Raw genomic sequence first — 23279 nt, forward strand, 5'->3', positions numbered from 1 at the left:
TGAATCCTCTCTACGTACTGTTCCGACATGTTCACGATATATCGGAAACAGTCGTACGACAACCCGTTTCAGGTGATCTGGGTCTCAGGAGAGGTCGAGCGCGAGCAGATCGATGCCGCCAAAGTCGAACTCGCCGACCTTCCGCCAGCCCCAACGGCGGTACAGCCGCCGGGCAGGCGCCTCGACGCGGGATGCCAGTACGCCGAACCGCTCGGGCCGCTCTTTCAGCAGGTCATCGAGCAGAGCGCGGCCGAATCCGCGACCGCGGAGCTCGGGGAGGAGTGCCAGCTCGTACACATAGAACAGCTCTTCGCCGTCGAGCCATGAAGGCGCCGGAGCCGTCGCGCGTTCGGGCCACCAGCCGGCTTCTTTCCGGACCCCGTAGGCGAAGCCGCCGAGTGCCCCGGCCTCGCGCACCGTCGTCATGGCGAACCCCGGGAGTTCGGCGTGCTCGGCGAACAGCACGCCGAACCGGGCGACGTCGTCCTCGCCTTCGAGGTACGGCGGTTCGCGGTAGACGCGGCGATAGACGTCGTCCAGTTCAGAGCGCACGGTTCAGTCTGCCCAGTACCAGGAGCGCCACGCCACAACAGCCGATCAGCACCAGCCACGGCAACGCCGCGCCGTGTGACAGCAGCCAGGTGAACGTCGCCGGGGCGATCACCCGCGCCGCGCTCCACACGAGTTCTTCGAGGCCGAGATAGCGGCCGCGCAGCCGCGCCGGGGCGATCGCGACGGTCAGCGCGCTGCTGGTCGGCGCCTGGAGCAGTTCGGCACCGGTGAAGACGATCATCGCGAGGGTGAGCACGAGGAACGCCATCGTGGGCCGCCCGGTGGGCACCAGTGCGAACAGGACGAACGACACCGCCCACACCGCGGCCGAGACCTGGAGCGTGCGCGGCATGCGACGCCGTTCGACCCGGCGCGAGACCACGGTCTGCGCGAGCACGACCAGCACCGTGTTGATCGCGAACAGGACTCCCGGCTGCCAAGCCGGCAGCTTCAGGCCGTCGAGGACGTACGCGCTCAGCAAGACGGTCAGCGCCAGGTCGCACAACGCGAAGACGAAGACGGTCACGAGTACGCCGCGAAAGATCCGGTCGGCGAGCACCTTCCGGTAGCCGCCTGGGTGAGCGGCCTCGGATGCGGTCTCGCGAGGCGTGCTCGCCGGGGCTCGCCACGACGCGACGAGAACCGCGGCGACGAGGAAACTCGCCGCGTTGACCAGCACGATCACCGTGTAGCCGCCGGTGCCGCCCCAGGCGACCATCGCGGCGCCGAGGAGCCCGCCGAGCCCGATGCCGACGTTGCGCAGCGCGCGTTCCATCGCGTACCAGCGGGCGCGCTGGCCGTCGTCGGCCACCTGCGCCACCAGCGCGCCGGTCGACGGCCAGAACATCCCCTCGCCCCAGAACGTCACCGCGGCCAGGACGACCAGATGCCATGTCTCGCCGGCGAAGAGGTAGCCGGTGAAGGTCACCGCGCGGATCAGGTTGGCGGTGATCACCATCCGGCCCGGCCCGAACCGGTCGATCAGCCGTCCCGCGAGCGGTCCCGACGGCAGCGCGATCATCGCCGCGATCGACAGCGCCACCCCGACGGCCGTCAGCGATAGTCCCTTCGCCGCGTGGAAGTACACGACGGCGAACGGCAGGAACAAGCCGGTTCCCAGCGCGTCGACGCTTTGCGCCGCGATGAGCGGGAACCGGCCGCGAGTGCTCGGGAGACCGAGCAGGTCGGCGGCGGCCATCACGCGTGGGGGAGCGGGAAGACGTTGAGTTCGTGCTCGGCGAGCGGTTCGTCCCGCCAGCCGAGTCCCACCGCCGCGTCGGCGATCCTCCCGTTGCCCCAGAACGGCGATCCGGCGGGGAAGTTCGAAACGAGCCCCGGGACCAGCGTATGCGCGGCGTGGAACCCGGCGGCCGCGACGTCGCAGGTCGTCAGGTCGACGCTGATCACCTCGAATCCCCGGGCTTCGACACGGGCTCGGTAGGCCTTGAGCCGCCGTTCCCCGAGGGCGGGAAGGTCGTCCCAACCGCGGCTCGGCAGGTCCATGACCCAGGGCGCCACGTGGTCCACGGCGCGGGGATCGAGGTAGATCTGTTGCTGGCAAAGGAGATCCGCGACATCGGCGAAGTCCTCACGGTATGAGTCCAGGTAGCGCCGATCGGCCCGGTACGGCTTGAGGTTGCCCAGATGCGGCAGGTCCCGTCGCATGCCGGACAGCTCACGTTCGTCATCGAGGGCGCGGCAGGTGTGCTGGAGCGTGAAGCCTTCGGCGAGCGCCTTCTTCGCGGCTTCCATCGCGTCCGGCCGCGTCGCGAAGCCGATCGACAGCCAGCGTTTCACGCGGTCGAGTACCACCGCGGCGACCACCGGGACATCGAACTCGTTGTCCAGATGGATGAGCGTGACCTCGTAGTCGTCGGTGGCGTCGGCGATGAGCGACCGGATCTCGTCCGGGATCGTGAGCCTGCCGAGGCGTGGCGTGTTCGCCCACCAGAGCATGGTCGTGTCGCGCTCGAGGACCTCTTCGAGGCCGGAGGTGACGGCGTGCTCCTCGGTGGTCCCGCTCGCGAGGCCGGCGATCAGTGGATCGGCGAAAGACGCTTCCCCCGGCTGGCGTTCGTTCGAGAGCAGGAACGCCGGAACCCAGACGGGTTCGTCGGTGGTGTGGGAGAAGCCTTCCACCCACGAGCATTCCGTGTCCTGGGTCAGTGGCGCGAAGGGGAACCCCGGGGACCGGTACTGCGTGGCCGAGTAGAGGTTCAGCCGCCGCGGGTCGAGTGCGGGGATCCCGTAGCGAGTGAATTGCTTGTAGTTGCCGAAGCACACTTCGCGCTCTGGAGCGAGCCAGCTTCCGCAGTAGCGTTCCACCGCTTCGCCGATGGCCGATTGACGCGCGAGGTCGAAGTCGTGCCACGACGTGCCGAAGGCCTGGCGGTCGTTGGGCCAGTTCGTCACCCGGCGCATGTCCGCGACATCGACCGCGCAGACCCGCAGCCGGGCGGGCATGCCCGGGGCGGGCGGGATTTCGCCGACACCGGTCACGATCCCGGTCTGGTCGTCCACCAGCAGTTCGGGGTCGGTCGTGGCGGGAACGGGCCGGGCCCGGTCGGGTACGGGGAGGATCGGGCGGCGGATCTCGGTGAGGTCCGCCGGGTTCAGTTCGATCTCGCCGGTGGTCATGCCGGATCGTCCGCCGGAGAGCCACCGTTCGAGGTGGACGGCGAGCGTCGTCAGCACCCAGCGGGCATCGCCTGGCCGAAGCGGGGTGGAGTCCGAGGGGGCCGAGAGGAACGCCTCGACGACACGCGGGTCCTGCGCGGCGGAGCGGCGCCGCGCGACGACGTCGGCGAAATCGATGCCGCCGGGCGCGATCGCGGGTCCGGCGATCACCCGGCCGCGTTCCCTGCGCAACGGCAGCCAGCGCACTCCGTTGCCGGCGCACAACGCGTCCAGCGCGATCAATTCGGTGTAGGCGGGGTGATCGAAGGCCGCGACCACGACCGCGTCCTCCGTGTCCCGTTCGGACAGATCGTGGAAGTAGGGGACCGTTTCGACGCTCGCGTACCCGCTGCCGCCGAGGATTTCCGCCAAGGGCTCGATGAGCGCGGGCGAGCCGGTGAGAAGGATCGAGGTGGCGGCGTGGTCCGGCCCGGTGTCCCGGCTGGGGCGGAGGCAGCCGTCCGCTTCGAGGATCTCCATCATTTCCTCGTAGTCCGGATCCATGCCGGCCAGCAGCTCGGCGCGGGTCCGGGTGCCGTCGCAGCGGCTCGCCCAAGCGCGGAACTCCTTGGCAGGCGCGGCGACGTAGAACTGTCCCCCGTTGGGCGTGACGAGAAAGCAGAGCTCCGGTTCGAGATCGGTGATCTCGATTCCGTCGAGCCGCGGTCTGATCTCTTCGGACCCCATGGCAAACCCCATCGTCTCCAGGACTCCCGCCTCGCCGCCGCGGTCCCGGGGCGGGACCGCGGCGGCGCGGGCGGCTTTTGTCGGCCGGTTACTTGGCGGCGGAACGGTTGTGGACCACCGCGCGGTTGTGCACGACGGCCCGGTTGTGGACGACCGCGCGGTTGTGGACCACGGCACGGTTGTGGACGACGACGGCGGCGGGGCGCTCGAAGGTCGAGATCATGGTTCCTCCTGTAGTTCACTCGGGGTCGTCACGCTCCGTGGCGCGACATGACCAAGTCTCGGGCCGGACGTGACCTTCCGACGTCTCCTGAAATGCGATCCGCACGACTCGGCGGGAAGAACACACGGTCCGGCCGGGTACGGGTTCACGTGACCTGGGAAACAGCGATCCGGGGCGGCCCAGGCGCGTCAGAGGTGGACATGGGACACTGAGTGAGCTATGACTGCCCTCCCTCTCGTCTTCGACGCGCCCAAGCGCGGCCTCCCGCCGCGCCACCTCGCCGACCTTTCCGCCGCCGAGCGGGCCGCTGCCGTCGCCGAGCTGGGGGAGAAGCCGTTCCGCGCGAAGCAGCTTTCGAACCATTACTTCTCGCGGCTCACGGTGAACCCCGAGGAGATGACCGACATCCCGGCGGCGTCGCGGGAGAAGCTCGTCGGCGATCTGATGCCGACGCTGCTCACCGAGATCAAGGCGCTCGCGTGCGACGACGGCACCACGCGCAAGACGTTGTGGCGCGCGCACGACGGGACGCTGCTGGAGAGCGTGCTGATGCGCTACCCGGACCGCGCGACGCTGTGCATCTCGAGCCAGGCCGGCTGCGGCATGGCCTGCCCGTTCTGCGCGACCGGTCAGGGCGGTCTCGACCGGAATCTGTCGACCGCGGAGATCGTCGACCAGGTCCGCGCCGCCGCCGCGGTGATGCGCGACGGATCGATGCCCGGCGGCCCCGGCCGCCTGTCGAACATCGTCTTCATGGGCATGGGCGAGCCGCTGGCGAACTACAAGCGAGTGGTGGCGGCGGTCCGGCGCATCACGGATCCCTCGCCGGACGGGCTCGGCATCGGCCAGCGATCGGTGACCGTGTCGACGGTGGGTCTCGCGCCGGCGATCCGCAAGCTGGCGGACGAGAAGATGCAGGTGCGGCTGGCGGTTTCGCTGCACACGCCGGACGACGAGCTGCGCGACACGCTGGTGCCGGTGAACGAGCGCTGGTCGGTGGACGAGGTCCTGTCCGCGGCCCGGTACTACGCGGACACCTCCGGCCGCCGGGTCTCGATCGAGTACGCGCTGATCCGGGACGTCAACGACCAGCCTTGGCGTGCCGAGCTGCTGGCGAAGCGGCTTCGGCAGCACCTCGGCCAGCTGGTGCACGTGAACGTGATCCCGCTGAACCCGACACCGGGCAGCAAATGGGACGCCTCGCCGAAGCCGGTGGAGCGGGAGTTCGTCCGGCTGGTGAACGCGGGTGGAGTGGCGTGCACGGTTCGTGACACGCGTGGTCAGGAGATCGCGGCGGCGTGCGGTCAGCTCGCCGCCGAGAACTGAGTTCTTCCTTTCAGTGATGGAGATTTTGTCGTGATGTATGCCCCCAGCCTGCTGGACCCGGCTGCGGACGAGCTGAAGCTCACGGACGTGATCGGCCACGGCGCGACCGGTGTCGCGCGCGAGGCCAGGTCGTTGCTCGGTGACCGGTTCAGCTCGGTGACCTTCATGTACGTCCTGATGCGGGCGTTCGAGGTGGAGTACATGGCGGCGCGCGACGCTTCGCGGTGGCACGAGTTCCACGGCGGGCCGTACGCGTTGTCGGACGCCGACCTCGAAGCCCTGCTCGCGCCCTGGCTCGGTGCTCACCGCCGTCCGGCGGCCGCGTCGAGCGCCGTCTAGACGGGTCGACGTGACCGTCCTTTGTGGATGGTCAGCTCGTTTCGTGCCGGATTGAGCCGCGTGACGACGTCGGCCGCGTCTCGTCCGGTCAGTCGAGCGGCTCCCGCAGCGTGGTCGACACGACCGTCGTCGGCAGGTCTCCGCGTCTCCATGTTCGCGCCGAAGACATCCGCTGCTCCTCGGAGTACAGGGCGAGGCGGTGCCGCCGCTGGGCCGGACGGACCAGTCACACGGCGGTCATGGCCGTCGGCGGTGACACTCGATGAAGACTCACGAGGAGGTGGACCGGATGTCCGCGACCAAGGCGAGACAGGTGCGGCACAACACGGCCGTCCAGGTGCTCGGACGGATCGGGATGGGGTGCTACGGCCTGGTGTATCTGCTCATCGGGTATCTGGCGGTGCGCGTCGCCGTCGGCAGTGGCGGCCAGGAGGCCGACGGCCGTGGCGCGATCACGGAGGTCGGCTCGACCGCGATCGGCGGTGTGCTGTTGTGGGTGCTGGCGGCGGGGCTGGTGGCCTACGGCCTGTGGCAGGGGTTGCTGGCGGCGGTCGGCTACACCTGGATCGACAAGCAGAGGAAACGCGCCGTCAAGCGGGTGACGTCTGGAGTGCGCTGCGTGGTGGGGATCTCCTTGGGGGTCTACGCGGCCAGGGTCGCCATGGGCTCGGGGGAGCAGGGCAGCGGCGACCAGAAACAGCAGGAGTTCACCGCGCGGCTGCTCGGGTTGCCCGCCGGGCCGTTCCTGGTGACCTTGGTGGCCGTCATCGTGTTCGGGGTCGCGGTGGGTTCGGTGGTGAAGGGCGTACGCCGGACCTTCGAGGAGGATCTCGACCTTTCGCGGCTCCCGTCGGGGACCCGGCGGTGGGTGGAGCGGCTCGGCAGGATCGGTTACGTGGCAAGGGGTGTCGTGTTCGGGATGGTCGCGGTACTCGTCGGCTACGCGGCCCTGACGCACGACGCGGCCCGCTCCGGCGGGCTCGACGCGGCCCTGCGGACCTTGGCCGCTCAGCCGTTCGGCGCGGTGCTGCTCATCGTGGTGGCCGCCGGCGTCGCGGCCTTCGGCGTGTACTGCGTCGGGGCGGCGCGGGCCCAGCGTGGCTGACGAAGCGGCCACGCCTTGGCGACCGCACCGTGGGAGGAGCGTCGTGTCTCACTTCGAGACACCGTCGGTCAGAGCGACGACGCGGCGCGATACTCCTTCGGCGAGCTGCCGAGAAGCCGGGTGAACATCGTGGAGAAAGCGGCAGGGCTCTCGTAGCCGAGTGAGGCGGCGATCCCGGCGACGGGAAGGCCGTCCGACAGCAGTGACAGGGAATGCAGGACGCAGGCCCGCTGCCGCCAGCGCGCGAAACTCAGTCCGGTTTCGGTGGTGAAGAGCCGGTTCAGCGTCCGCTCGCTCACGTGCAGCCGGGCGGCCCAGCCACCGACCGGATCGTGGATGTCCGGAGCGTCCAAAAAGGACTCGCAGAGGGCGCGCAGCCGGTCGTGTTTCGGCAGCGGTAGATCGAGCCGGACCGGGGCGGAGCGGCGGATTTCGTGCAGGGTCAGGCCGATGACCGCGGCGTCCCGCCCGCGCGGGGGGTACAGATCGGGCACGCCGACGGCCTCGTTCAGGAGTTCCCGGAGCAGCGCCGATACTTCGACGACCTGGCAGCGGTGCGGGAACCACGGCACCGCCTTCGGCTCGATGTACAGGCTCCGGGTGCTCACGGTCGTGGTGAAAACCTGATGAAGTGTCCCCGGCGGCACGAGCACCGCCCGCCGCGTCGGGATGGTCCACGTACCGTCGGCCGTTTCGACCCGCATCGATCCCGTCGCGCTGTAGAGGAACTGCGCCCGCCGGTGCCGATGCGGGAGGATCCGGTGCCCCGGCGGGTAATCGGTGCGGATGGCCACCACCGCGCGGTCGAGATGGTCGACCTCGTCGATGGGGATGTCACGCACCTCACCGACCCTACGCCGGGTGTCCGATCCGCGAAAGAAACTGACGTTCTTTCGAATGCCCGCCGCCCTGTGGACGCCTACCGTCGAAGGAGTGCTGATCGAGATTTCGGTGCTCCTCGGGTTCGGTTGCCTGAGCGGGGTCACCACCGTCCTTTTCGGATTCGGCGGCGGCTTCATCACCGTTCCCGTCGTCTACGCCTTCGCGCTCGCGGACCAGGACCACGCGATGCACGTGGCGGTGGCCACGTCGACCGCGGTGATGGTGGTCAACGCCGGGAGCGCGACGTTGGCGCAACTGAAGACAGGACGACTTCGCCGGGACTACCTGTGGCCGCTCATCGCGTTCATCGGCCTGGGTGCCGTGCTCGGGTCCTTCGCGGCCACCTTGGCCGACGAGAGTGTCCTGCGCTGGCTCTTCGTCGCCTATCTCGCGCTGACCATCGCCGACAGCTTGGCCCGGAAGGGTTTCGTGAGCAGGCGGGACGACGGCCTGCCGCGTGCGCTCGGCGGGGTCACCACCACCGCGGGCGGGACCGGGATCGGTGCCGTGGCGAGCTTCCTCGGGGTCGGGGGCAGTGTTCTCACCGTCCCGCTCATGCGGCGCAAGGGCCTGCCGATGGCCGACGCGGCCGCGCTGGCGAACCCGCTGAGCCTGCCGGTGGCGGTGATCGGAACGGGGGTCTACGCCTTCGCGGCGACAGGCACGGCTCCGGGCTCCGCCCACCTCGGCTACATCGATCTGGTGGCCGCGGGCGCGTTGCTGTGCGGATCGCTGCCGACCATCGCCGTGACCCGCCGGGTGGCCGGCCGGATCCCGGACCGGGCGCACGCCATCGCGTACCTCGTCCTGCTCGTCGCCGCGCTCATCGCGATCGTCGTCCGTTAGCGCGCATCGAGGCCGGAGTGGCCCGGCGCACGGCCGGGCCACTCCGGTTCACTCAGCAGACGTGGGAGTACCACGCGTTGTTGACGTCCCGCGCCCCGCCGATGTCGACGGTGCCCCGCTGGAGGATCTGCTTGTACTGGTTGGGGCCCGACTCGTAGTCGACGACGATCCAGATGCAACTGTCCGCGCAGTGTGCGTAGTAGGCGGTGACGTGGTTCTCGTAGAACCCGCACACCTCCATGGCGGCGGGTTCGGCCGAAGGCGCCGATTCCGCCGGTGCCGCGATCGCCGACGTCCCGGCGAGAATCAGTCCCGCCGCCGCCGAAGCGACTACCGCGGATGCTTTCAAAAAGCGCATGTCTACCCCTTTTTCGACAATGGCTGATTGATGAACGGCGCATTCTTGCTCGCCGTGAAAAAAGGCGGAGTCTGCCGCCGGAGCAGGCTGCCCTGATCCGGTATATGCGTTGGCATGCATGGAAAGTGAGCGAACCTCAGCTGAACGCGAAACAAAAATTCGAATTCAATGAAACCCCTCGAGTGACCCCGCCCCAGTGTGTCGCCCCACTTTGTTCTCGGCGACAGTTCACAGCTTTCCGGCAGACGTGGTTGTTGAATATCCCCCAAGGGGGTGATCTCCTTTGTTCTGCTTTTAACGAGCATTTCTCATGCTCGATTCGACGCGGAGGGCGAGCTGTCAGTGGTCAGTGATCCGATGAGTTGAGCTCGGGGTCGAACGCCATCGGGTCTTGACAAGCAGGTATGCGAGGTGGCAGGCAAGGTATGCACCGGGTTGGTGGGTAAAGATCCGACCAATCCTCTATCCCTTTGCCGGATCTTGCGCCAAGATCTCGTGTATGAAACTGAGATCGATCACCAAACGCATGTTCGTTCTCGGGCTGCTGACGGTTCTCGGGACCACCGGGGCGACGTCGGTGGCCACCGCCGAACCCCAGCTGCCGCCCACCGAGGTCAACGCGACCGGGCTGCCGCACGGCGGCTGGGACCCGGTCGGCCCGAACAGCGTCGGCGGGCTGCTGGCGGTTTCACCCGCCGGGCTCGCGATGATGGTGCCCAGTCCGCCCGCCCTGTGGCTCTCCGGCGATCGCGGCGCCTCGTGGACCGCGCGCCGCGGACTGCCGGAAGACACCGCCATCCAGGGCTTCTTCGCCGATCCGGTGAACCCGGACCGGATGCTCGCGGTGGGCAACTCGCCCGGCCGGATGCCCGGCGAGTGGCACGGGATGCTGCTGCGGACCACCGACCGTGGGCAGAGCTGGGAGACCCTGCGCGAGTGGTACCCCGACGGCGCGTTCGGGATGGCCACGGACCCGGCAGGCCGGGTCGTCGTGGTGCAGAACCTCGACTCGCTGAGCGTCAGCATCGACGGCGGCGAGCACTGGAACGACGTGCCGCGGACCTGGCCGCGCGAGGGGATCGCCGCGCCGGTCGGCGCGCTCAAGCTCACGATGGTCGGCGACGACGCCTACTTCACGACGGTCTACCCCGAATACGCGCTCTGGGTGGTCCGCGGGGTCAGCGGCAAGGAACGGCGGGCGGAACTCGTCCACCGGACCAACGGCGAGGTCAATCAGGTCGCCGCGGAGGGCGAGCGGCTCGTGGTCACGGTCGGGCCCGAACTGCACGGTTCCGCCGACGGCGGCAAGACCTGGACGGTCCTGCGCCGCGAGCCCGCTGGGCAGACCCTGCGCGAACCGCATTTCGTCGGCGGGCGTCTGTACGTCGCGACGTATAACGACATAGACGTCAGCTCGGATTTCGGCCGCACCTGGACCCGCAAACCGGTGCCCGCCCCGGGCGAAAGCGTCGGCGACATGATCGACCTCCCCGCCGCGCCGGGCAAACCCGCCACCACGCTCATCTCCTCGTTCTACCGCGGCGTGTACGCGGACGGCGGCAAGAGCGGGTACCAGCAGATCGGTGTGCCCGCCGAATCCATCCGCGACCTCGTGACCACCGGGAACCTCCTGCGCGAGAGCGTCGTCGCGGCGGGTGTGCAGGAGATCTACAACACCCCGCTCCCGCGCGGCAAGGTCTCCGCGGCGGACCGGGTCTGGCAGTCGCATCCCACCGACCGGCTGCACGAGGACGCGCGCCTGTCCGTGTCGCCGGGCAGGCCGGACGTCGTCTGGCAGGTGACCCGGAACGGGTTCGCGCTCGACGTGCTCCGCAGTGGTGACGGCGGGCGGACCTGGCAGTTCGCGGCGAAGGCGAAGGAAGGGCTCCCCAGGGCGATCTTCGCTCACCCGGCCGACCCGGATCGGCTGCTCGTGTCGGCCTTCGCGCCCAGCGGCTACGTGCTTTACCGCAGTAACGATGCCGGGAAGACCTGGGAAAAGCTCGCGACCGACAGCGGTTTCATCGCGTTCGCCGGTGATCCGTGGAACCCGAACCGAGTCTGGGGTGGGGACTCCGGCGGCCTTTCCCGGTCGGACGACGGCGGCAAGACCTGGACTCACGTCACGAGCGAACCGGTCAGTTCGATCTCGGTCAGCCGGTGGGGTGGCGGCCGCGTGCTCGTCGGCGGCGCGGGCATCCACCTGAGCGAGGACGGCGGCCGGACGTTCCGCCGGGTTCGTGACGGCGAAGACCCCCGTGAGATCAGCCGGATCCTGCCGCATCCGTTCGACTTCCGGGTGTGGTTCGCGGGCAACGCGACCGGGGGAGGTGTGCTGCGCAGCACGGACTTCGGCCGCACCTGGGCGCCCGTGCCCGGCGCGCTGCCCGATCCCCGGGTGCTCTCCCTGGCGATCAGCGCGGATGGCCGGTATCTGTTCGCCGGCACCGCGCAGTCCGGCGCGTACCGGTTGAAGCTGTACTGAGTCCGAGCGCTTCGTGGCCGGAGAAAGTTCCGGCCACGAAGCGTTTACTCGGTCCCTCGTCGAATGTCAGAGTCGAGTGCATGGCCATCGACGTCGCCGCACTCCGGCTCCACTTCCCTGCCCTCGCCGACGGAACCGCCTTCTTCGACGGGCCGGCGGGTACCCAGACGCCCCGGCCCGTCGCCGACGCCATCGCCCGGACACTCACCGGGCCACTGTCGAACCGGGGCACGGTCAGCCCGTCCGAACTCAACGCGGAGAACGCCGTCGCGGCCTTCCGCGCCGCCTACGCCGACTTCCTCGGCGTGCCCGCCGAAGGTGTCGTCCACGGGCGCAGCGCCACCCAGCTGACGTACGATTTTTCCCGGCACCTGGCCAAAAGCTGGCGTGAGGGTGACGAGATCGTCGTCAGCCGCCTCGATCACGACGCCAACGTCCGGCCGTGGGTCCAGGCCGCGGAGCGAGCCGGGATGACCGTCCGCCGGCTCGACATCGACCCTCGGACCACCGAACTCGACCTCGATTCCCTGGTTCTCACCGAAAGGACGAAACTGGTCGCGGTCACGGCGGCTTCGAACGTCCTCGGCACGAAGCCGCCGATCCGCCGGATCGCCGAACTCGCCCACGACGCCGGGGCGCTGGTGTTCGTGGACGGAGTCCACTACGCCGCTCACGACCTGGTGGACATTCCCGCGCTGGGAGCGGATTTCTTCGTCTGCTCGCCGTACAAGTTCCTCGGCCCGCACTGCGGGGTGCTCGGCGCGTCGCCGGCGCTCCTGGAAACCGTCGAGCCGGACAAGCTCACGCCGTCACCCGACACCGTGCCCGAACGGTTCGAATTCGGGACGCTGCCCTACGAAATCCTCGCGGGCGCGACGGCGGCCGTGGACTTCCTCGCCGCACTCGACCCGGGATCGGCCGGAGCACGGCGGGATCGGCTGGCGAACTCGATGAACTCGTTGCACGAGCACGAAAGCCTGCTGCGCACCAGGCTGGAGAAGGGACTCGGCGACGCCGTCACCGTCCACGGCAAGGCCGTCGACCGGACACCGACCGTCCTGATGAGCCTCGGCGGCCGCGAGCGCGAGGCGCAGAAGTATCTCGCCGAAAGGAATGTCGTCGCACCGGCAGGATCCTTCTACGCCTACGAAGTCTTCGCGGCCCTGAAGCTGGAGGACCCCGCGCTGCGCGTCGGACTGGCGCCGTACACCAGCACGGACGACGTCGACAGGCTGCTGGACGGGCTTTCGGCGTTCGGGTGAAGACCACAGTGGACAGTGCTGCAGCCGCCCTTCACGGACCGCGGCCAGAAGTTCCGACGCGCCCCAGCTCATCGGCCGACCCGCCTTTGGGGCCGATCACAAGACTCGTTCGCCTGATCTTGTGATCGGTCCCATGGACGTACGGTGACCCTGCCGACACGCTGGGAGGAGCGTCGCGGGCAACGGGGCCCGGACGGGAACGGGACGGTGGCCACGATGGGGAGACTTCGCGCACGGATACTGATCGCCGGGATGGTCGCGCTCGCGACCGTGGGCATAACGCCCGCCGCGACGGCAGAGTCGGGCATCGACAGCCGTTGGAGTGAACCGGGGCCCTACGCGGTGACCGTCGAAGCCCTCGACAGTGCCCACACCGTGTACCGGCCTTCGAGGCTGGAGAAGCATCCGGTGATCCTGTGGGGCAACGGGACCGGTGCGAACCCGAAGATCTACGACGGCCTGTTGCGGCATCTGGCTTCCCACGGTTTCGTGGTCGCGGCGGCCGACACGCCGAACGCGGGTTCCGGTCAGGAGATGCTGGCCGGGGCCACGACCTTGATCGCCAAGAACTCCCGGCCCGGCAGTCCGTACCAAGGGAAGATCGACACGGCGCACATCGGCGCCACCGGCCACTCCCAGGGCGGCGGCGGGGCGATCGCCGCCGGCGCGGACTCCCGCGTCACCACCACGATCCCGATCGAACCGGGACCGCAGGGCTCGGCCGCGGCGCTGAAGGGGCCTTCCTTCTTCCTGGGCGGGCAACTCGACACCATCGTCGTGCCCGGGCTGCTGGTCATCCCGCGCTACCGCCTCGCGGACCAGGTCCCCGCGATCTACGGCGAACTTCGCGGAGCGACCCATTTCACACCCGTCGGCGACGGAGGCGGGTTCCGCGGCGCGATCACGGCGTGGTTCCGGTTCTGGCTTTCCGGTGACGAGCGGGCACGCGCGGAATTCTTCGGCCCTTCCTGCGGGTTGTGCGATGACGGGGCGTGGTCCGACGTCCGGCGCAACGCGAAGGCGCTGGCCGTTCCGGGAGCTTGATCACCGGATCTTGTCGGTGCCCGGGGTTAAGGTCTGCCACAGCAGCCTGACCTGGAGGGACACCGCAATGACCACACTCGTCAACCGGCCGAACACCGCGCTCCTCGTCGTCGACGTCCAGAACGGCGTCGTCGACGAGGCCCACGAGCGTGACGCCGTGGTCGCGAACATCGGCGCTCTCGTCGGCAAGGCGCGAAGGGAAGGCGTGCCGGTCGTGTGGGTGCAGCATTCCGACGACGGGCTCGTGCGAGGCAGCGAAGAATGGCGCATCGTCGGCGAACTGACCCGCGAAGACTCCGAGCCTCTCGTCGAAAAGTCCTACGGGGACTCGTTCGAGGACACCGATCTGGAGAAGGTGCTGGCCGAGCGCGGTGTCGGGCGGCTGGTGGTCGCCGGGGCGGAGACCGACGCCTGCATCCGTTCGACACTGCACGGCGCGATGGTCCGGGGGTACGACGCGACGCTGGTCGGTGACGCGCATACGACCTTCGACAAGTCGGAGTGGGGTGCGCCCACGCCGGAGCAGGTCATCGCGCACACCAATCTGTACTGGCGCCACCAGGCCGCGCCGGGCCGGAAGGGAGGGACGGTCACGACCGAAGACGTCGATTTCCGCGGCTGAACCCGCTTCACCGCGTGCCCGGCCAGCGGGCGATCAGCAGACCGGCGTCACCCGTGAAACCGCTGCGGCAGTGGGACTTCGCCGCAGCCAGCACGCGGCGGACGATTTCCGGCGGCGCGTGCCCGGTGGCGGCGTCCAGAAAGCGGGGGAGCGCGAATCGTGCGCCGTCGGCGGAGCGTGCTCCCGCGACGCCTTCGGTGTGCAGGACAAGGAGATCTCCGGTGTCGAGGCGGGCGGTCTCAATGTGCCCGGTGCCTCCGTCGCCGAACGGTGGTCGCCGTGCACTGTCCACTGTGGCCGGCCAGCGCCCCGTGCCGAGCACGAGCGGTGGTTCCCCGCCTGCTTCGAGATGGCGCAGCGTGCCATGGTCGAGATCCACCTCGGCCAGCGTGCCGCGGACCGTGGTGCCGTCACCGAACTGTGCCGAAAGCGCTTTGTCGACAGCGCTCTCCTGGCCACGCAGATCCTGGCCCTCGCGACGGGCGGATCGGTAGGCCGCGAGCGCCGCCGAGACCACCAGTCCCGAGGACACGGTGTCCCGGCCCGCGTCGAAGATCGCCAGCCACGCCGTCGTTTCGGAAAGGGCGTAGTCGAAGGTCACTCCGCGAATGTCGTAGGCCGGTTCGACGCCGCCCGCCACCACGAAGTCGCCCGTCGCCGCGGTCAACGGGGGCAGGTTCCGCCAGAGCAGCTCGGCGGTGGGTCCGCGCCCTTTTCGGCGCCGGGTCATGTCGAGGCCGTCGCCGTAACGCATCGCGGCGGCGATGAGGTGGCCGGAGAGCGACGCGAGCCACTGGCATTGGGTGTGCAGGGTGAGGTCATTGAGGTCGGCGTCCGCGGCGGCTTCGATCTCGAGCACGCCCATCCGCTCGTCACCGTCCAGCAGGACGGCCCACAACCGCGGCCCGCTCGGCTCCTCGGTCAGCACGGTGCCGGCGTTCCGGTAGGCCCGGCCGGCCGTACTGGTTTCGATGGGCAGCGCCACGCGGCCGGGCGCGGACTCGCCGGGTAAGGGGAAGAGCTGCCGCTGTTCGTAGTCGGCGAGATAGACCGTCAGCTCCAGGTCCAGCGCCCGGCCCGCGGCGGCGACGATCGCGGGCAGGCGCTCGGGTGAGACCCGCTGGGCGCCGTCGAGGAGCCCCACCAGTGCGGCCAGGAGACCGCGCGGGCGGCTGTCGTCTCCCGCGTCACTGCTGTACGGTGCCCGTCGCGCGCCCGAGAGCTCGTCGAGCCGTTCGTTGACGGCGTGGGCCACCATGTCCCGCTGGATCCTTGGCAGGGGGAACGCTCCCCGCAGATAGGCCTCCAAGTCGACTTCGCTGACGTCACCGCCCAGCGCGAAGTACCTCAGCCACAGTTGTTCCACGGTGAGCCCTGTGCGCGCGAAGCAGTCGGCGATAATCCGTCGCTGCTCCGCGGCCTGGAGCGAGGACACGGTGATCACCCCCGGGGTCTCGGTGACAACGTCTGGGGTACCACCGCGACGCGAGACGAAACATGAGCCGGGAGCCGACGGGTCGATGCGGAGTTACGCCAGGTGGACGAACCGTTCATCGCCGGTACGGCCGGTGGGGGTGATTCGTGACGGCCGAACGTGGGTCGCGGTAGGCCGGGTGATCGCATTCGGCTAAGGTCGGCTTCCGAAAGCGGTTCTGAGCGTTGAGAAGTTAGCGCCGATCCGCCGGTAACCGGGTTGGTTGCGGCGGTTGATGGTGCGCGCTCGGCGCCGGTTCGCCGGTGACTCCCGTGGTGCATCACGCCGATGTGCAGAAGTGGGAGAGGCGGGCTTTGGCCGATGAATTCGTCTGGCAGCAGGAGAAGAACCGATTCGTCGAGGATGTCGGCGACGGCGACCTGCCGGTGACCTCCGAAAGCGGCGCCCGGCCCATCGCCGGGCCACTTGTCAACCAGTTCGTCGCCCTGACCAGGGCGTTGCTGGATTCCGGTTCGATCGCGGCGGTGCTCGAACGGGTGGTCTTCGCGACTCGTGATCTGGTACCGGGCGCGGATCTGGTCAGCGTCACCCTCCTCGATCCCGACGGAGGGTTCCACACGCCGGTGCGGACCGACGAGATCGCCGGTGATCTGGATCAGTTGCAGTATCAGTACGGCGAGGGTGCTTGCGTCGAGGCGGCGCGGGTTTCGGGGCCGGCGGCGGCGTTCAGCGACAATCTCGCGGAAGACGCCCGATGGCCGCGTTTCGGTCCCGCCGCCGCGGCGCTCGGGTTCCACTCGCTGGTCTCGACCGCCCTCCTGCCGGAAGCGTCGAGTTCTCAGCTTTCCGGCGCGCTGAACGTCTACTCGCGAAGCCCGCACGGCATCGCGAGGGCGGACCGTGACGTGTTGCTGCTTCTGGCGACGCACGCGTCACTGGCCTTGGCGACGACACACGCGGTCACGCGCGGTCAGCTCCAGGAGGAGCAGCTTCAGCAGGCACTGGACAGCCGTGACGCGATCGGGCAGGCGAAGGGCATCCTGATGGCGCGGCGCGGGATCGACGCCGCGGAGGCGTTCGAAGTGCTGCGGCACACGTCGCAGAACATGAACGTCAAACTCCGTGAGCTGGCGGAGATGCTGTCCAAACGGCATACGGAGCTGCAACTGCCGGACTGAGCGGGGGTGGCCGCCACTACGATCGCGATCATGGGTTTCGGCGAGCTGGAGTTGTCGCGGACGTTCGAGTGGCGTGGCCGTTCGGTGGCGTGGGAACGCCTCGGCGAAGGCGCCCCGGTGGTGCTGTGCCATGGGACACCGTGGTCGGCGCAACTGTGGGCGCCTTTCGCGCGAGCGCTCAGCGCGGAGTTCGCCGTCCACGTCTGGGACATGCCGGGGTACGGCCGTTCGTCGAAGGACCCCGGCCACGCCGTCGATCTCGGGACGCAGGGTGAGCTGTTCGCCGACCTGCTCGAGTACTGGGGCCTGACTGCCCCGCACGTGATCGCCCACGACTACGGCGGCGCCGTTTCTCTCCGCGCGAAGCTGCTGCACGGCGCCGAGTACGCGTCACTCGCCCTGGTGGACGTCGTCGCGCTGCGGCCATGGGGTTCGGAGTTCTTCCGGCTCGTCGCGGAGAACGCCGGGGTCTTCCAGGCGCAGCCCCCGGTCGTGCACCGAGGTGCGCTGGAGTCCTACATCGGGACGGCCTCCCATCGTGGGCTCACCGGCGCGCAGCTGGCCACGCTGACCGGGCCCTGGCTGGACGCGGACGGACAACGCGCCTTCTACCGGCAGATCGCCGAGGCGGACGTCCGGTACACCGACGAGATCCAGGACCGCTTTCCGGAGCTGGCGTTGCCGGTGAAGGTGATCTGGGGCGCGGACGACACATGGATCCCGGTGGACCGGGCGAAGCGGCTCGCCGACGCGATTCCCGGTGCCCTCCTGGACGTCATTCCCGAGGCCGGGCATCTGATCCAGTACGACGCGCCGGTCGAACTCGCCTTTTCCCTGCATCGGTGGCTCACCGCGGAAGTGGGCCGGTGGGGACCTGCCGGGAGCGGACGCTGAACCGCGCCGTCAAGATCGATATCGTGTCACTCGGATATCAGAAGTCGTCTACTTGATATCCGGCCACATTGGCGCTCGAAAGCAGTGCGCCGTGACATTCCGCCCTCGACGGACCGAAACCGACCGGAACCCACTGGCCGACGGTGTACCAATAGGAGGATCCGGACGCGCAGTGGGCGACCACCCGGTAGGTCTCCGAGTGTCCGCGCAGGGCGAAACAGGCCAGGGAAATACCTTCGCCGAAGAGGATTCCATAGCGATCGGCGTCGCATCCGTAAGGTGGGAACTCGCCTTCGGCCGCCGCGGAGGCCGGTGAAGCGGCCAGGATTCCGGCCGCCGAAAAGGCGGCCAAGACCAGAGCGGCGTTTTTCTTCCTCACTGCTTTCTCCTGCGGCTCGTTCCCAGTGGGAAGCCCAGATTAGCCGCACGGAAGAATTGTCGTGAATTCATCGGGCAGGTGAAACGAGAACGCGGGCAGTGAACCCGCGCTGCTCCGAAAGGGCGTCGTCGCCCCTCTTCTGAGCTCCCGGCTCCCCTTTTGGCCTAGTGCCGCCGGTACTGCGCCGGAGACGTGCTGGTGGACCGGTCCTCGTACGATCCTGGCCTGCCGCGGTCGACGTGGAACGTCGTCAGGGTGCTCACCGGGGAACGCGGGTCGCGCCGGTCGCCGATCACCCGCATATGCGTGCTCCAGCGGCGCGGGGTGACCTCGTAGACGTCGTAGCCGTACCGGTTGCCCTCGAAGTACTTGAGGTGCGGGTTCGCCGCGCCCATCTTCGGTCCGTTCGTGGCGTTCCACTCGGGGGAGTAGGCGCCGGAGGAGACCGAATGCGCGGTGAACTCCGTGCCGATCACCGGGGTGGCCGGATCCGCGAAGTCCGGGCGGATGTCATCGACGAACGCGGAATGCCAGTCGCCGGTGATCACCACGAAGTCTTCCAGGCCGCTCTGGGCCACATGGGTCAGCACTTCCTTGCGTTCGGCGAGGAAGCCGTCCCACTGGTCCGTGAACATGTAGCCGCCGCCGGGCTTCGCGAGCTGGCTCAGCATGATCGAGTTCACCCAGCAGTGCCACGCCTCGCCCGCGCCGGTCACCTGGTCCTTGAGCCATGCCTTCTGGTCCGCGCCGAGGATCGTGCCGTCGGGCAGGTTCTGCGCCGACCGGTACTGCCTGAGGTCCAAAATGGACAGATCGAGGAGGTCGCCCCAGCGGCGCTGCCGGTGGATCCTCGGCGTCGAGGGGTGGTCGGGGCGCACCGGCATGTGCTCGAACCAGGCCTGGTACGCCGCCGAGCGCCGCGCCCGCAAGGACGGGGTCGTGCCGCTGTAGTCGTTGACGACCTCGTGATCGTCCCAGGTGATGAACCAGGGGTGGGCGGCGTGGGCGTCCCGCAGGGAGGAGTCGGATTTGTAGAGCGCGTGCCGCCGCCGGTACGCCGGCAGGGTGAGTACCTCGGGTCCCTCGTGATCACGCAGCGGATTCCCGCCGACCTGACCGTGCTCGTAGACGTAGTCACCGAGGTGGACGACGAAATCCAGGTACTCCCGCGCGATCCCGGCGTGCGCCGCGTAGAACCCGTCGTGAAACGCCTGGCAGTTCGCCGAGGCGAACCGGATCCGCCGGACCGGCCCGACCGGCGCGGTACGGGTGCGGCCGACCCGGCTGACCTTGCCGAGCGCGTGGAACCGGTAGTAGTACTGCGAGCCCGGCTCCAGCCCGGACACCGGGACGTGGACGCTGTGCCCCAGCCCGGCGGTGGCGGCCGTCGTCCCGCGCGCCACGCGGCGGCGGAACCCGCGGTCGGTGGCGACCTCCCAGGCGACCTCGACGGTGTCGTCCAGCGGCTGCTCGAACTCCATCGGTTTCGGAGCGAGCCTGGTCCAGAGCGCGACGCCGTACGGGACCGGGTCGCCGGACGCGACGCCGAGGGTGAACGGAGCTTCGTCCCAGGTCGCGCCCAGCGCCGCCGCGGCCTCCTCGGCCTGCGCGACCGTCATCCGCGAACTCAACGGCCAGGCCAGCCCCAGCGCGCCGGCGGTGGCGGCGCCTCGCAACAGATCCCGGCGGTTGACGGACATCGGTGTTCTCCCTCGGCCTTCGGCGGATCGCTCCCCGAGAGCGAACACTCCCAAGATGGCCGGAGGCCGACGTGAGGGAGAACATCAGATGGTGATGACGACCTTGCCGCGAGCGTGCCCTTCGCGCACGTGACGGATGGCTTCGGGCACCTCGGCCAGCGAATAGGTCCGGTCGATGACCGGCGTCAGTTTCCCGGCTTCGATGAGCGCCCGCAGCGTCTGGAGATCGTCCTGGTCCTCCGTGGAGAACAGACCGCGGAGCTTCTGCTTCACGAACGGCCCGAGGAGCAACGCCCGCACATTACGCCCGACCGCGCCGATCCATTTCCCCTCGCTCTCTCCGCCGACGAGGACGAGAGTGCCTTGCGGGGTAAGGGCCTTCCGCAGCGAGGACAGTGGCCGGTTGCCCGCGGTGTCGAGGATGAGGTCGTAGCCGCCGCCGAAGTCGTCACGGGTGTAGTCGAAAACGCGGTCCGCGCCGAGTGAGCGGACGAGGTCGACCTTGCCCGTGCCGCACACGCCGTCCACCTCGGCGCCGAACGCCTTGGCGATCTGCACCGCGAAGGTGCCCACGCCACCGCCGGCGCCGATGACCAGGACCTTCTGCCGGGGCGCGACCCGGCCTTTGTCCCGAAGCGCTTGGAGCGCGGTGAAAGCGGAGATGGGAACGGCCGCCGCTTCGTCGAAGCCGAGCCGTTCGGGTTTCCGGGCGATCTTGTCCACTGTGGTCAGTGCGTACTCGGCGAAGGAACCCTGGCAGGTGCCGAAAACCTCGTCGCCCGGCCGGAATCGCGTCACGCCGTCGCCGACGGCGTGCACCACGCCGGCGAAGTCCAGCCCGCGGACCCGGGCCTTCGGTCTCCGTATCCCGAACCCCATGAGCCGCACCAGATACGGCGTGCCCTCCATGAGGTGCCAGACTCCGGGATCGACCGCCGCCGCGCGGATCCGCACGACCACGCCGCCCGGTCCGGCTTCGGGTTCGGGAAGATCGGTCAAGGTCAGGACGTCGGTGGTGCCGTACTCGTTCTGGGCGATCGCCTTCACGGCGGCCTCATTCCTGGTCTGGGTACTGGAAAACGTCGTCGAGCGCGACGCCGAACACCCTGGCGATCCGGAAGGCCGTCTCCAGGGACGGCGAGTAGCGACCCTGTTCGATGGCGATCACCGTCTGGCGGGTGGCGCCGATCCGGTCCGCGAGTTCCGCTTGGGTCATCTCACCCTTCGCGAACCGCAGGGCGCGGATGGAGTTCGTGACCTTGGTCGGTTTCACCATGCCTGGAATCCCCAGCGGTAGGCGGCGATCTTCGCGATCGAGCCGAGCAGGGAGGACAGGACGAAGGCGAGGTACACGGTGTTGGCGATCCAGAAGTGGTCCAGCTCCGCCATCGCCATGACGAGTGCCGCGACACCGCCGATCACGACGAACGACTGTCCGATGTGCTCACCGAACCGGCCGATCTCGCGGTCGCGCTGATCCTTGCGGCCCGCGTCACGCGGTGAGGCGACCGCCGCGGCGATGTTCAGCACGATCGAAGCCACGATGGCCGCACCGATCGTCCACAGCAACGCCGCCACGTAAGGGACATCGACGAGCGGGCCGGAGCCTGCCCGGCGGAGCACGACGATCAGGTACGCGGAGTAGCCGAAGACCGTGACCACCAGCATGATCCACGCACGTTTCTCTTCCATTGCCACGAGACCCAAGGTAAAGAGTTCTAGACATCATGTCAAATATTCTTTACTCAGTCACTTGAGGAGTGGTGATGACACTGTTCGGATTCGGGCTCGAAACCGGTGTCGGCGAGGTGGAAGACCTCCTGCGGCACGCCGAACAGGCCGACCGCGCGGGACTCGACCTGGTCAGCCTGTCCGATCACCCGTACTTCGCCGACCGGCTCGACGCCTACGCGGCGCTGGGCGTCATCCTCGGCCGCACGTCACGGGTCACGGCCGCGGTCAACGTCATCAACCTGCCGAGCCGTCCCGCGCCGATGCTGGCGAGGATGATCACTTCGCTCTCGGGTGGCCGAGTCGCGCTCGGCATCGGTGCGGGCGGGCTCTGGCGGGAGATCGCCAAACTCGGCGTCGAGCACCGCGCGCCCGCCGAAGCGGTCCGGGCGATGGGTGAGGCGATCACCCTGATCAAGGCGCTTCCCGGCAGTGGGACGCCGGTGACGTTCGAGGAGAGTTCTACTCCGTTGACAGATTGGTACCGGCGGCCGCGCCCGCGCCCCCGGTCTGGACGGGCGCTGTCGGGCCCAAATCCCTGGCGGTGACCGGAAAACTCGCCGACGGCTGGATCCCCGGGTGCGTCGCGGACTGGCTCAGCCCGCGGTTCGCCGAATCCGCCCGGTGATCGACCAGGCCGCCGCCGACACCGGCCGCGACCCTGGCGAGATCGCCACCATCTACAACTTCCGGGCCGCATAACGGAAAAGCCCATGCCGTCGCCGCGTGACGGCGAGGGACGATGGGTCGGTGGTTCGCCGGAGCAGTGGGTCGAGGAGCTGGTGCCGGCGGTGCGCGAACACGGCGCCGCGGGGTTCATCTACTTCCCGGTCGAAGACGGGACCACGACCGACAGCACGCTCGGCCGCTGGGGGAACGAGGTCGTCCCGGCGATCCGCGAAGAACTTGCCCGGGGCTGACCAGGTAAGGACTGTGGACGGCTTGGTCGCAGGTCCGTGAAGGCTTCCTTCATATACTGCGGTGGGAGTCTGGCTCGTGTCCGTGAAGGCCTCCTTGAGGGACCCAGAGTCCCTCAAGGAGGCCTTCACGGACACGGCAAACGAAGAAGTGCGCGTGAAGGGGTCAGGCGTCGATGGTGAGGGTCTCTTCGAGCGTCGCCCGGTGCGTCGGCTTCGCCGCTTCGTAGCGACGGCGGCCCTCGTCGGTCACGACGACGAAGATCCCGCGCCGGTCCGACTCGCAGAGCGCGCGCTGGACGAGCCCTTCGCGCTCGAGGCGGGCGACGAGTCGTGAGGTGGCGCTCTGGCTCAGGTGGACGACCTCGGTCAGATCGGCCGCGCGGCATTTGCCGACACCGCAGGTCACCAGCCGTTCGAGAGCTTCGAACTCGGTGACGCCGAGGCCGTGGCTTTCTTGGAGGCGGCATTCGAGCCGGCCGAAGACCGCCGCGTGCCGGGCGGACAGTTCGCGCCACTCCTGCAGCAGGTCTTGTTCGGCGACGTCGCTCACGCGGCCCAAGATAGCATGCACGTGAATTTTATGCAAAGTCATTAAATGCACTTGCATTAGATGCGTGTGCATGTACTGTACGGAT

25 protein-coding genes and 1 pseudogene are annotated in these 23279 nt (G+C 68.8%); 13 read left to right on the plus strand and 13 right to left on the minus strand.

Annotation, left to right across the window (positions count from 1 at the left end; all coding sequences use genetic code 11):
- Window positions 1–84: 84 nt before the first annotated feature.
- The 4 genes from ACLJQ7_RS38435 to ACLJQ7_RS38450 form a co-directional block, all read right to left on the minus strand.
- Complete coding sequence (locus ACLJQ7_RS38435) at window positions 85–552, minus strand: GNAT family N-acetyltransferase (RefSeq protein ID WP_410653103.1); 468 nt, start codon at window positions 550–552, stop codon at window positions 85–87.
- Window positions 542–1750, minus strand: coding sequence for an MDR family MFS transporter (locus ACLJQ7_RS38440; RefSeq protein WP_410653104.1), 1209 nt, complete (start codon window positions 1748–1750; stop codon window positions 542–544). Before ACLJQ7_RS38440 ends, ACLJQ7_RS38435 begins: the two co-directional genes overlap by 11 nt.
- On the minus strand, window positions 1750–3915 hold the full coding sequence (locus tag ACLJQ7_RS38445) for a YcaO-like family protein (RefSeq protein WP_410653105.1): 2166 nt from the start codon (window positions 3913–3915) through the stop codon (window positions 1750–1752). The genes ACLJQ7_RS38440 and ACLJQ7_RS38445 overlap by 1 nt, the downstream gene beginning before the upstream one ends.
- Window positions 3916–4003: 88 nt before the next feature.
- Complete coding sequence (locus ACLJQ7_RS38450; RefSeq protein ID WP_257485210.1) at window positions 4004–4138, minus strand: hypothetical protein; 135 nt, start codon at window positions 4136–4138, stop codon at window positions 4004–4006.
- 219 nt (window positions 4139–4357) lie between these two features.
- Here ACLJQ7_RS38450 and rlmN point away from each other — a divergent pair, with 219 nt between their 5' ends.
- The 3 genes from rlmN to ACLJQ7_RS38465 all read left to right on the plus strand — a co-directional run bounded on the left by rlmN (window position 4358) and on the right by ACLJQ7_RS38465 (window position 6908).
- The gene (gene rlmN / locus ACLJQ7_RS38455) at window positions 4358–5464 is read left to right on the plus strand and encodes a 23S rRNA (adenine(2503)-C(2))-methyltransferase RlmN (protein WP_125673176.1); all 1107 of its coding nucleotides are present in this window, start codon (window positions 4358–4360) and stop codon (window positions 5462–5464) included.
- A 33-nt stretch (window positions 5465–5497) separates the two neighbouring features.
- Window positions 5498–5803: a hypothetical protein gene (locus ACLJQ7_RS38460; RefSeq protein WP_410653106.1), complete on the plus strand. Its 306-nt coding sequence runs from the start codon at window positions 5498–5500 to the stop codon at window positions 5801–5803.
- 289 nt (window positions 5804–6092) lie between these two features.
- Entirely contained in the window at window positions 6093–6908 is an 816-nt protein-coding gene (locus ACLJQ7_RS38465) for a DUF1206 domain-containing protein (protein ID WP_410653211.1), read from the plus strand.
- Between the two features lie 68 nt (window positions 6909–6976).
- Here the strand turns inward: ACLJQ7_RS38465 and ACLJQ7_RS38470 are convergent, their stop codons facing one another.
- On the minus strand, window positions 6977–7750 hold the full coding sequence (locus ACLJQ7_RS38470) for an AraC family transcriptional regulator (protein WP_410653107.1): 774 nt from the start codon (window positions 7748–7750) through the stop codon (window positions 6977–6979).
- Window positions 7751–7841: 91 nt separating this feature from the next.
- Between ACLJQ7_RS38470 and ACLJQ7_RS38475 the strand changes: the two genes are divergently transcribed.
- Entirely contained in the window at window positions 7842–8636 is a 795-nt protein-coding gene (locus tag ACLJQ7_RS38475; RefSeq protein WP_410653108.1) for a sulfite exporter TauE/SafE family protein, read from the plus strand.
- A 52-nt stretch (window positions 8637–8688) separates the two neighbouring features.
- Here ACLJQ7_RS38475 and ACLJQ7_RS38480 read toward each other — a convergent pair whose 3' ends face one another.
- Window positions 8689–8994 carry a DUF6355 family natural product biosynthesis protein gene (locus ACLJQ7_RS38480; RefSeq protein WP_410653109.1) on the minus strand — a complete coding sequence of 102 codons (306 nt, stop codon included), beginning with the start codon at window positions 8992–8994 and terminating at the stop codon, window positions 8689–8691.
- 499 nt (window positions 8995–9493) lie between these two features.
- Between ACLJQ7_RS38480 and ACLJQ7_RS38485 the strand changes: the two genes are divergently transcribed.
- The 4 genes from ACLJQ7_RS38485 to ACLJQ7_RS38500 all read left to right on the plus strand — a co-directional run bounded on the left by ACLJQ7_RS38485 (window position 9494) and on the right by ACLJQ7_RS38500 (window position 14407).
- Window positions 9494–11479, plus strand: coding sequence for a peptidase S8/S53 subtilisin kexin sedolisin (locus ACLJQ7_RS38485; RefSeq protein WP_410653111.1), 1986 nt, complete (start codon window positions 9494–9496; stop codon window positions 11477–11479).
- Window positions 11480–11559: 80 nt separating this feature from the next.
- Complete coding sequence (locus ACLJQ7_RS38490; protein ID WP_410653112.1) at window positions 11560–12741, plus strand: cysteine desulfurase-like protein; 1182 nt, start codon at window positions 11560–11562, stop codon at window positions 12739–12741.
- 144 nt (window positions 12742–12885) lie between these two features.
- Window positions 12886–13785, plus strand: coding sequence for a chlorophyllase/cutinase-like alpha/beta fold protein (locus ACLJQ7_RS38495; RefSeq protein ID WP_410653113.1), 900 nt, complete (start codon window positions 12886–12888; stop codon window positions 13783–13785).
- Window positions 13786–13852: 67 nt separating this feature from the next.
- Entirely contained in the window at window positions 13853–14407 is a 555-nt protein-coding gene (locus ACLJQ7_RS38500) for a cysteine hydrolase family protein (protein WP_410653114.1), read from the plus strand.
- A 7-nt stretch (window positions 14408–14414) separates the two neighbouring features.
- Here ACLJQ7_RS38500 and ACLJQ7_RS38505 read toward each other — a convergent pair whose 3' ends face one another.
- Window positions 14415–15842, minus strand: coding sequence for a PP2C family protein-serine/threonine phosphatase (locus tag ACLJQ7_RS38505; RefSeq protein WP_410653115.1), 1428 nt, complete (start codon window positions 15840–15842; stop codon window positions 14415–14417).
- Between the two features lie 353 nt (window positions 15843–16195).
- Between ACLJQ7_RS38505 and ACLJQ7_RS38510 the strand changes: the two genes are divergently transcribed.
- Together ACLJQ7_RS38510 and ACLJQ7_RS38515 are read left to right on the plus strand one after the other, a co-directional pair.
- Window positions 16196–17020 (plus strand): GAF and ANTAR domain-containing protein, encoded by an 825-nt coding sequence (locus ACLJQ7_RS38510; protein ID WP_410653117.1) that lies wholly within the window; start codon window positions 16196–16198, stop codon window positions 17018–17020.
- A 30-nt stretch (window positions 17021–17050) separates the two neighbouring features.
- The gene (locus ACLJQ7_RS38515) at window positions 17051–17914 is read left to right on the plus strand and encodes an alpha/beta fold hydrolase (protein ID WP_410653119.1); all 864 of its coding nucleotides are present in this window, start codon (window positions 17051–17053) and stop codon (window positions 17912–17914) included.
- A gap of 37 nt (window positions 17915–17951) precedes the next feature.
- On the opposite strand, the gene ACLJQ7_RS38520 is transcribed toward ACLJQ7_RS38515, so the two are convergent.
- From ACLJQ7_RS38520 to ACLJQ7_RS38540, 5 genes are all read right to left on the minus strand, one after another.
- Complete coding sequence (locus tag ACLJQ7_RS38520) at window positions 17952–18293, minus strand: hypothetical protein (protein WP_410653123.1); 342 nt, start codon at window positions 18291–18293, stop codon at window positions 17952–17954.
- Between the two features lie 164 nt (window positions 18294–18457).
- Window positions 18458–19993 (minus strand): alkaline phosphatase D family protein, encoded by a 1536-nt coding sequence (locus ACLJQ7_RS38525; RefSeq protein WP_410653124.1) that lies wholly within the window; start codon window positions 19991–19993, stop codon window positions 18458–18460.
- 84 nt (window positions 19994–20077) lie between these two features.
- The gene (locus ACLJQ7_RS38530) at window positions 20078–21040 is read right to left on the minus strand and encodes an NAD(P)-dependent alcohol dehydrogenase (RefSeq protein WP_410653125.1); all 963 of its coding nucleotides are present in this window, start codon (window positions 21038–21040) and stop codon (window positions 20078–20080) included.
- Between the two features lie 7 nt (window positions 21041–21047).
- On the minus strand, window positions 21048–21269 hold the full coding sequence (locus tag ACLJQ7_RS38535) for a helix-turn-helix transcriptional regulator (protein ID WP_410653126.1): 222 nt from the start codon (window positions 21267–21269) through the stop codon (window positions 21048–21050).
- A complete protein-coding gene (locus ACLJQ7_RS38540; protein WP_410653127.1) occupies window positions 21263–21691 on the minus strand; it encodes a hypothetical protein in 429 nt (142 codons plus the stop codon). The genes ACLJQ7_RS38535 and ACLJQ7_RS38540 overlap by 7 nt, the downstream gene beginning before the upstream one ends.
- Window positions 21692–21759: 68 nt before the next feature.
- On the opposite strand from ACLJQ7_RS38540, the pseudogene ACLJQ7_RS38545 reads away from it, so the two are divergent.
- The 3 genes and pseudogenes from ACLJQ7_RS38545 to ACLJQ7_RS38555 all read left to right on the plus strand — a co-directional run bounded on the left by ACLJQ7_RS38545 (window position 21760) and on the right by ACLJQ7_RS38555 (window position 22644).
- A pseudogene (locus ACLJQ7_RS38545) lies at window positions 21760–22352 on the plus strand (LLM class flavin-dependent oxidoreductase).
- Window positions 22304–22426 carry a hypothetical protein gene (locus tag ACLJQ7_RS38550; protein WP_410653213.1) on the plus strand — a complete coding sequence of 41 codons (123 nt, stop codon included), beginning with the start codon at window positions 22304–22306 and terminating at the stop codon, window positions 22424–22426. Before ACLJQ7_RS38545 ends, ACLJQ7_RS38550 begins: the two are co-directional and overlap by 49 nt.
- Before the next feature lie 11 nt (window positions 22427–22437).
- Complete coding sequence (locus ACLJQ7_RS38555) at window positions 22438–22644, plus strand: hypothetical protein (protein ID WP_410653128.1); 207 nt, start codon at window positions 22438–22440, stop codon at window positions 22642–22644.
- Between the two features lie 163 nt (window positions 22645–22807).
- Here the strand turns inward: ACLJQ7_RS38555 and ACLJQ7_RS38560 are convergent, their stop codons facing one another.
- The gene (locus ACLJQ7_RS38560; protein ID WP_410653129.1) at window positions 22808–23194 is read right to left on the minus strand and encodes a MarR family winged helix-turn-helix transcriptional regulator; all 387 of its coding nucleotides are present in this window, start codon (window positions 23192–23194) and stop codon (window positions 22808–22810) included.
- Between the last annotated feature and the right edge of the window lie 85 nt (window positions 23195–23279).

The sequence above is a fragment of the Amycolatopsis sp. cmx-4-54 genome (genome assembly GCF_046548895.1).
Classification (GTDB): domain Bacteria; phylum Actinomycetota; class Actinomycetes; order Mycobacteriales; family Pseudonocardiaceae; genus Amycolatopsis.

Bases quoted from the DNA above. Each gene is read 5' to 3' on its own strand.
- ACLJQ7_RS38515 (WP_410653119.1), top strand. From the start codon at position 17,051: ATGGGTTTCGGCGAGCTGGAGTTGTCGCGGACGTTCGAGTGGCGTGGC.
- ACLJQ7_RS38450 (WP_257485210.1), bottom strand. From the start codon at position 4,138: ATGATCTCGACCTTCGAGCGCCCCGCCGCCGTCGTCGTCCACAACCGT.
- ACLJQ7_RS38460 (WP_410653106.1), top strand. From the start codon at position 5,498: ATGTATGCCCCCAGCCTGCTGGACCCGGCTGCGGACGAGCTGAAGCTC.
- ACLJQ7_RS38465 (WP_410653211.1), top strand. From the start codon at position 6,093: ATGTCCGCGACCAAGGCGAGACAGGTGCGGCACAACACGGCCGTCCAG.
- rlmN (WP_125673176.1), top strand. From the start codon at position 4,358: ATGACTGCCCTCCCTCTCGTCTTCGACGCGCCCAAGCGCGGCCTCCCG.
- ACLJQ7_RS38440 (WP_410653104.1), bottom strand. From the start codon at position 1,750: ATGGCCGCCGCCGACCTGCTCGGTCTCCCGAGCACTCGCGGCCGGTTC.
- ACLJQ7_RS38535 (WP_410653126.1), bottom strand. From the start codon at position 21,269: ATGGTGAAACCGACCAAGGTCACGAACTCCATCCGCGCCCTGCGGTTC.
- ACLJQ7_RS38445 (WP_410653105.1), bottom strand. From the start codon at position 3,915: ATGGGGTCCGAAGAGATCAGACCGCGGCTCGACGGAATCGAGATCACC.
- ACLJQ7_RS38485 (WP_410653111.1), top strand. From the start codon at position 9,494: ATGAAACTGAGATCGATCACCAAACGCATGTTCGTTCTCGGGCTGCTG.
- ACLJQ7_RS38490 (WP_410653112.1), top strand. From the start codon at position 11,560: ATGGCCATCGACGTCGCCGCACTCCGGCTCCACTTCCCTGCCCTCGCC.
- ACLJQ7_RS38480 (WP_410653109.1), bottom strand. From the start codon at position 8,994: ATGCGCTTTTTGAAAGCATCCGCGGTAGTCGCTTCGGCGGCGGCGGGA.
- ACLJQ7_RS38500 (WP_410653114.1), top strand. From the start codon at position 13,853: ATGACCACACTCGTCAACCGGCCGAACACCGCGCTCCTCGTCGTCGAC.
- ACLJQ7_RS38555 (WP_410653128.1), top strand. From the start codon at position 22,438: ATGCCGTCGCCGCGTGACGGCGAGGGACGATGGGTCGGTGGTTCGCCG.
- ACLJQ7_RS38525 (WP_410653124.1), bottom strand. From the start codon at position 19,993: ATGTCCGTCAACCGCCGGGATCTGTTGCGAGGCGCCGCCACCGCCGGC.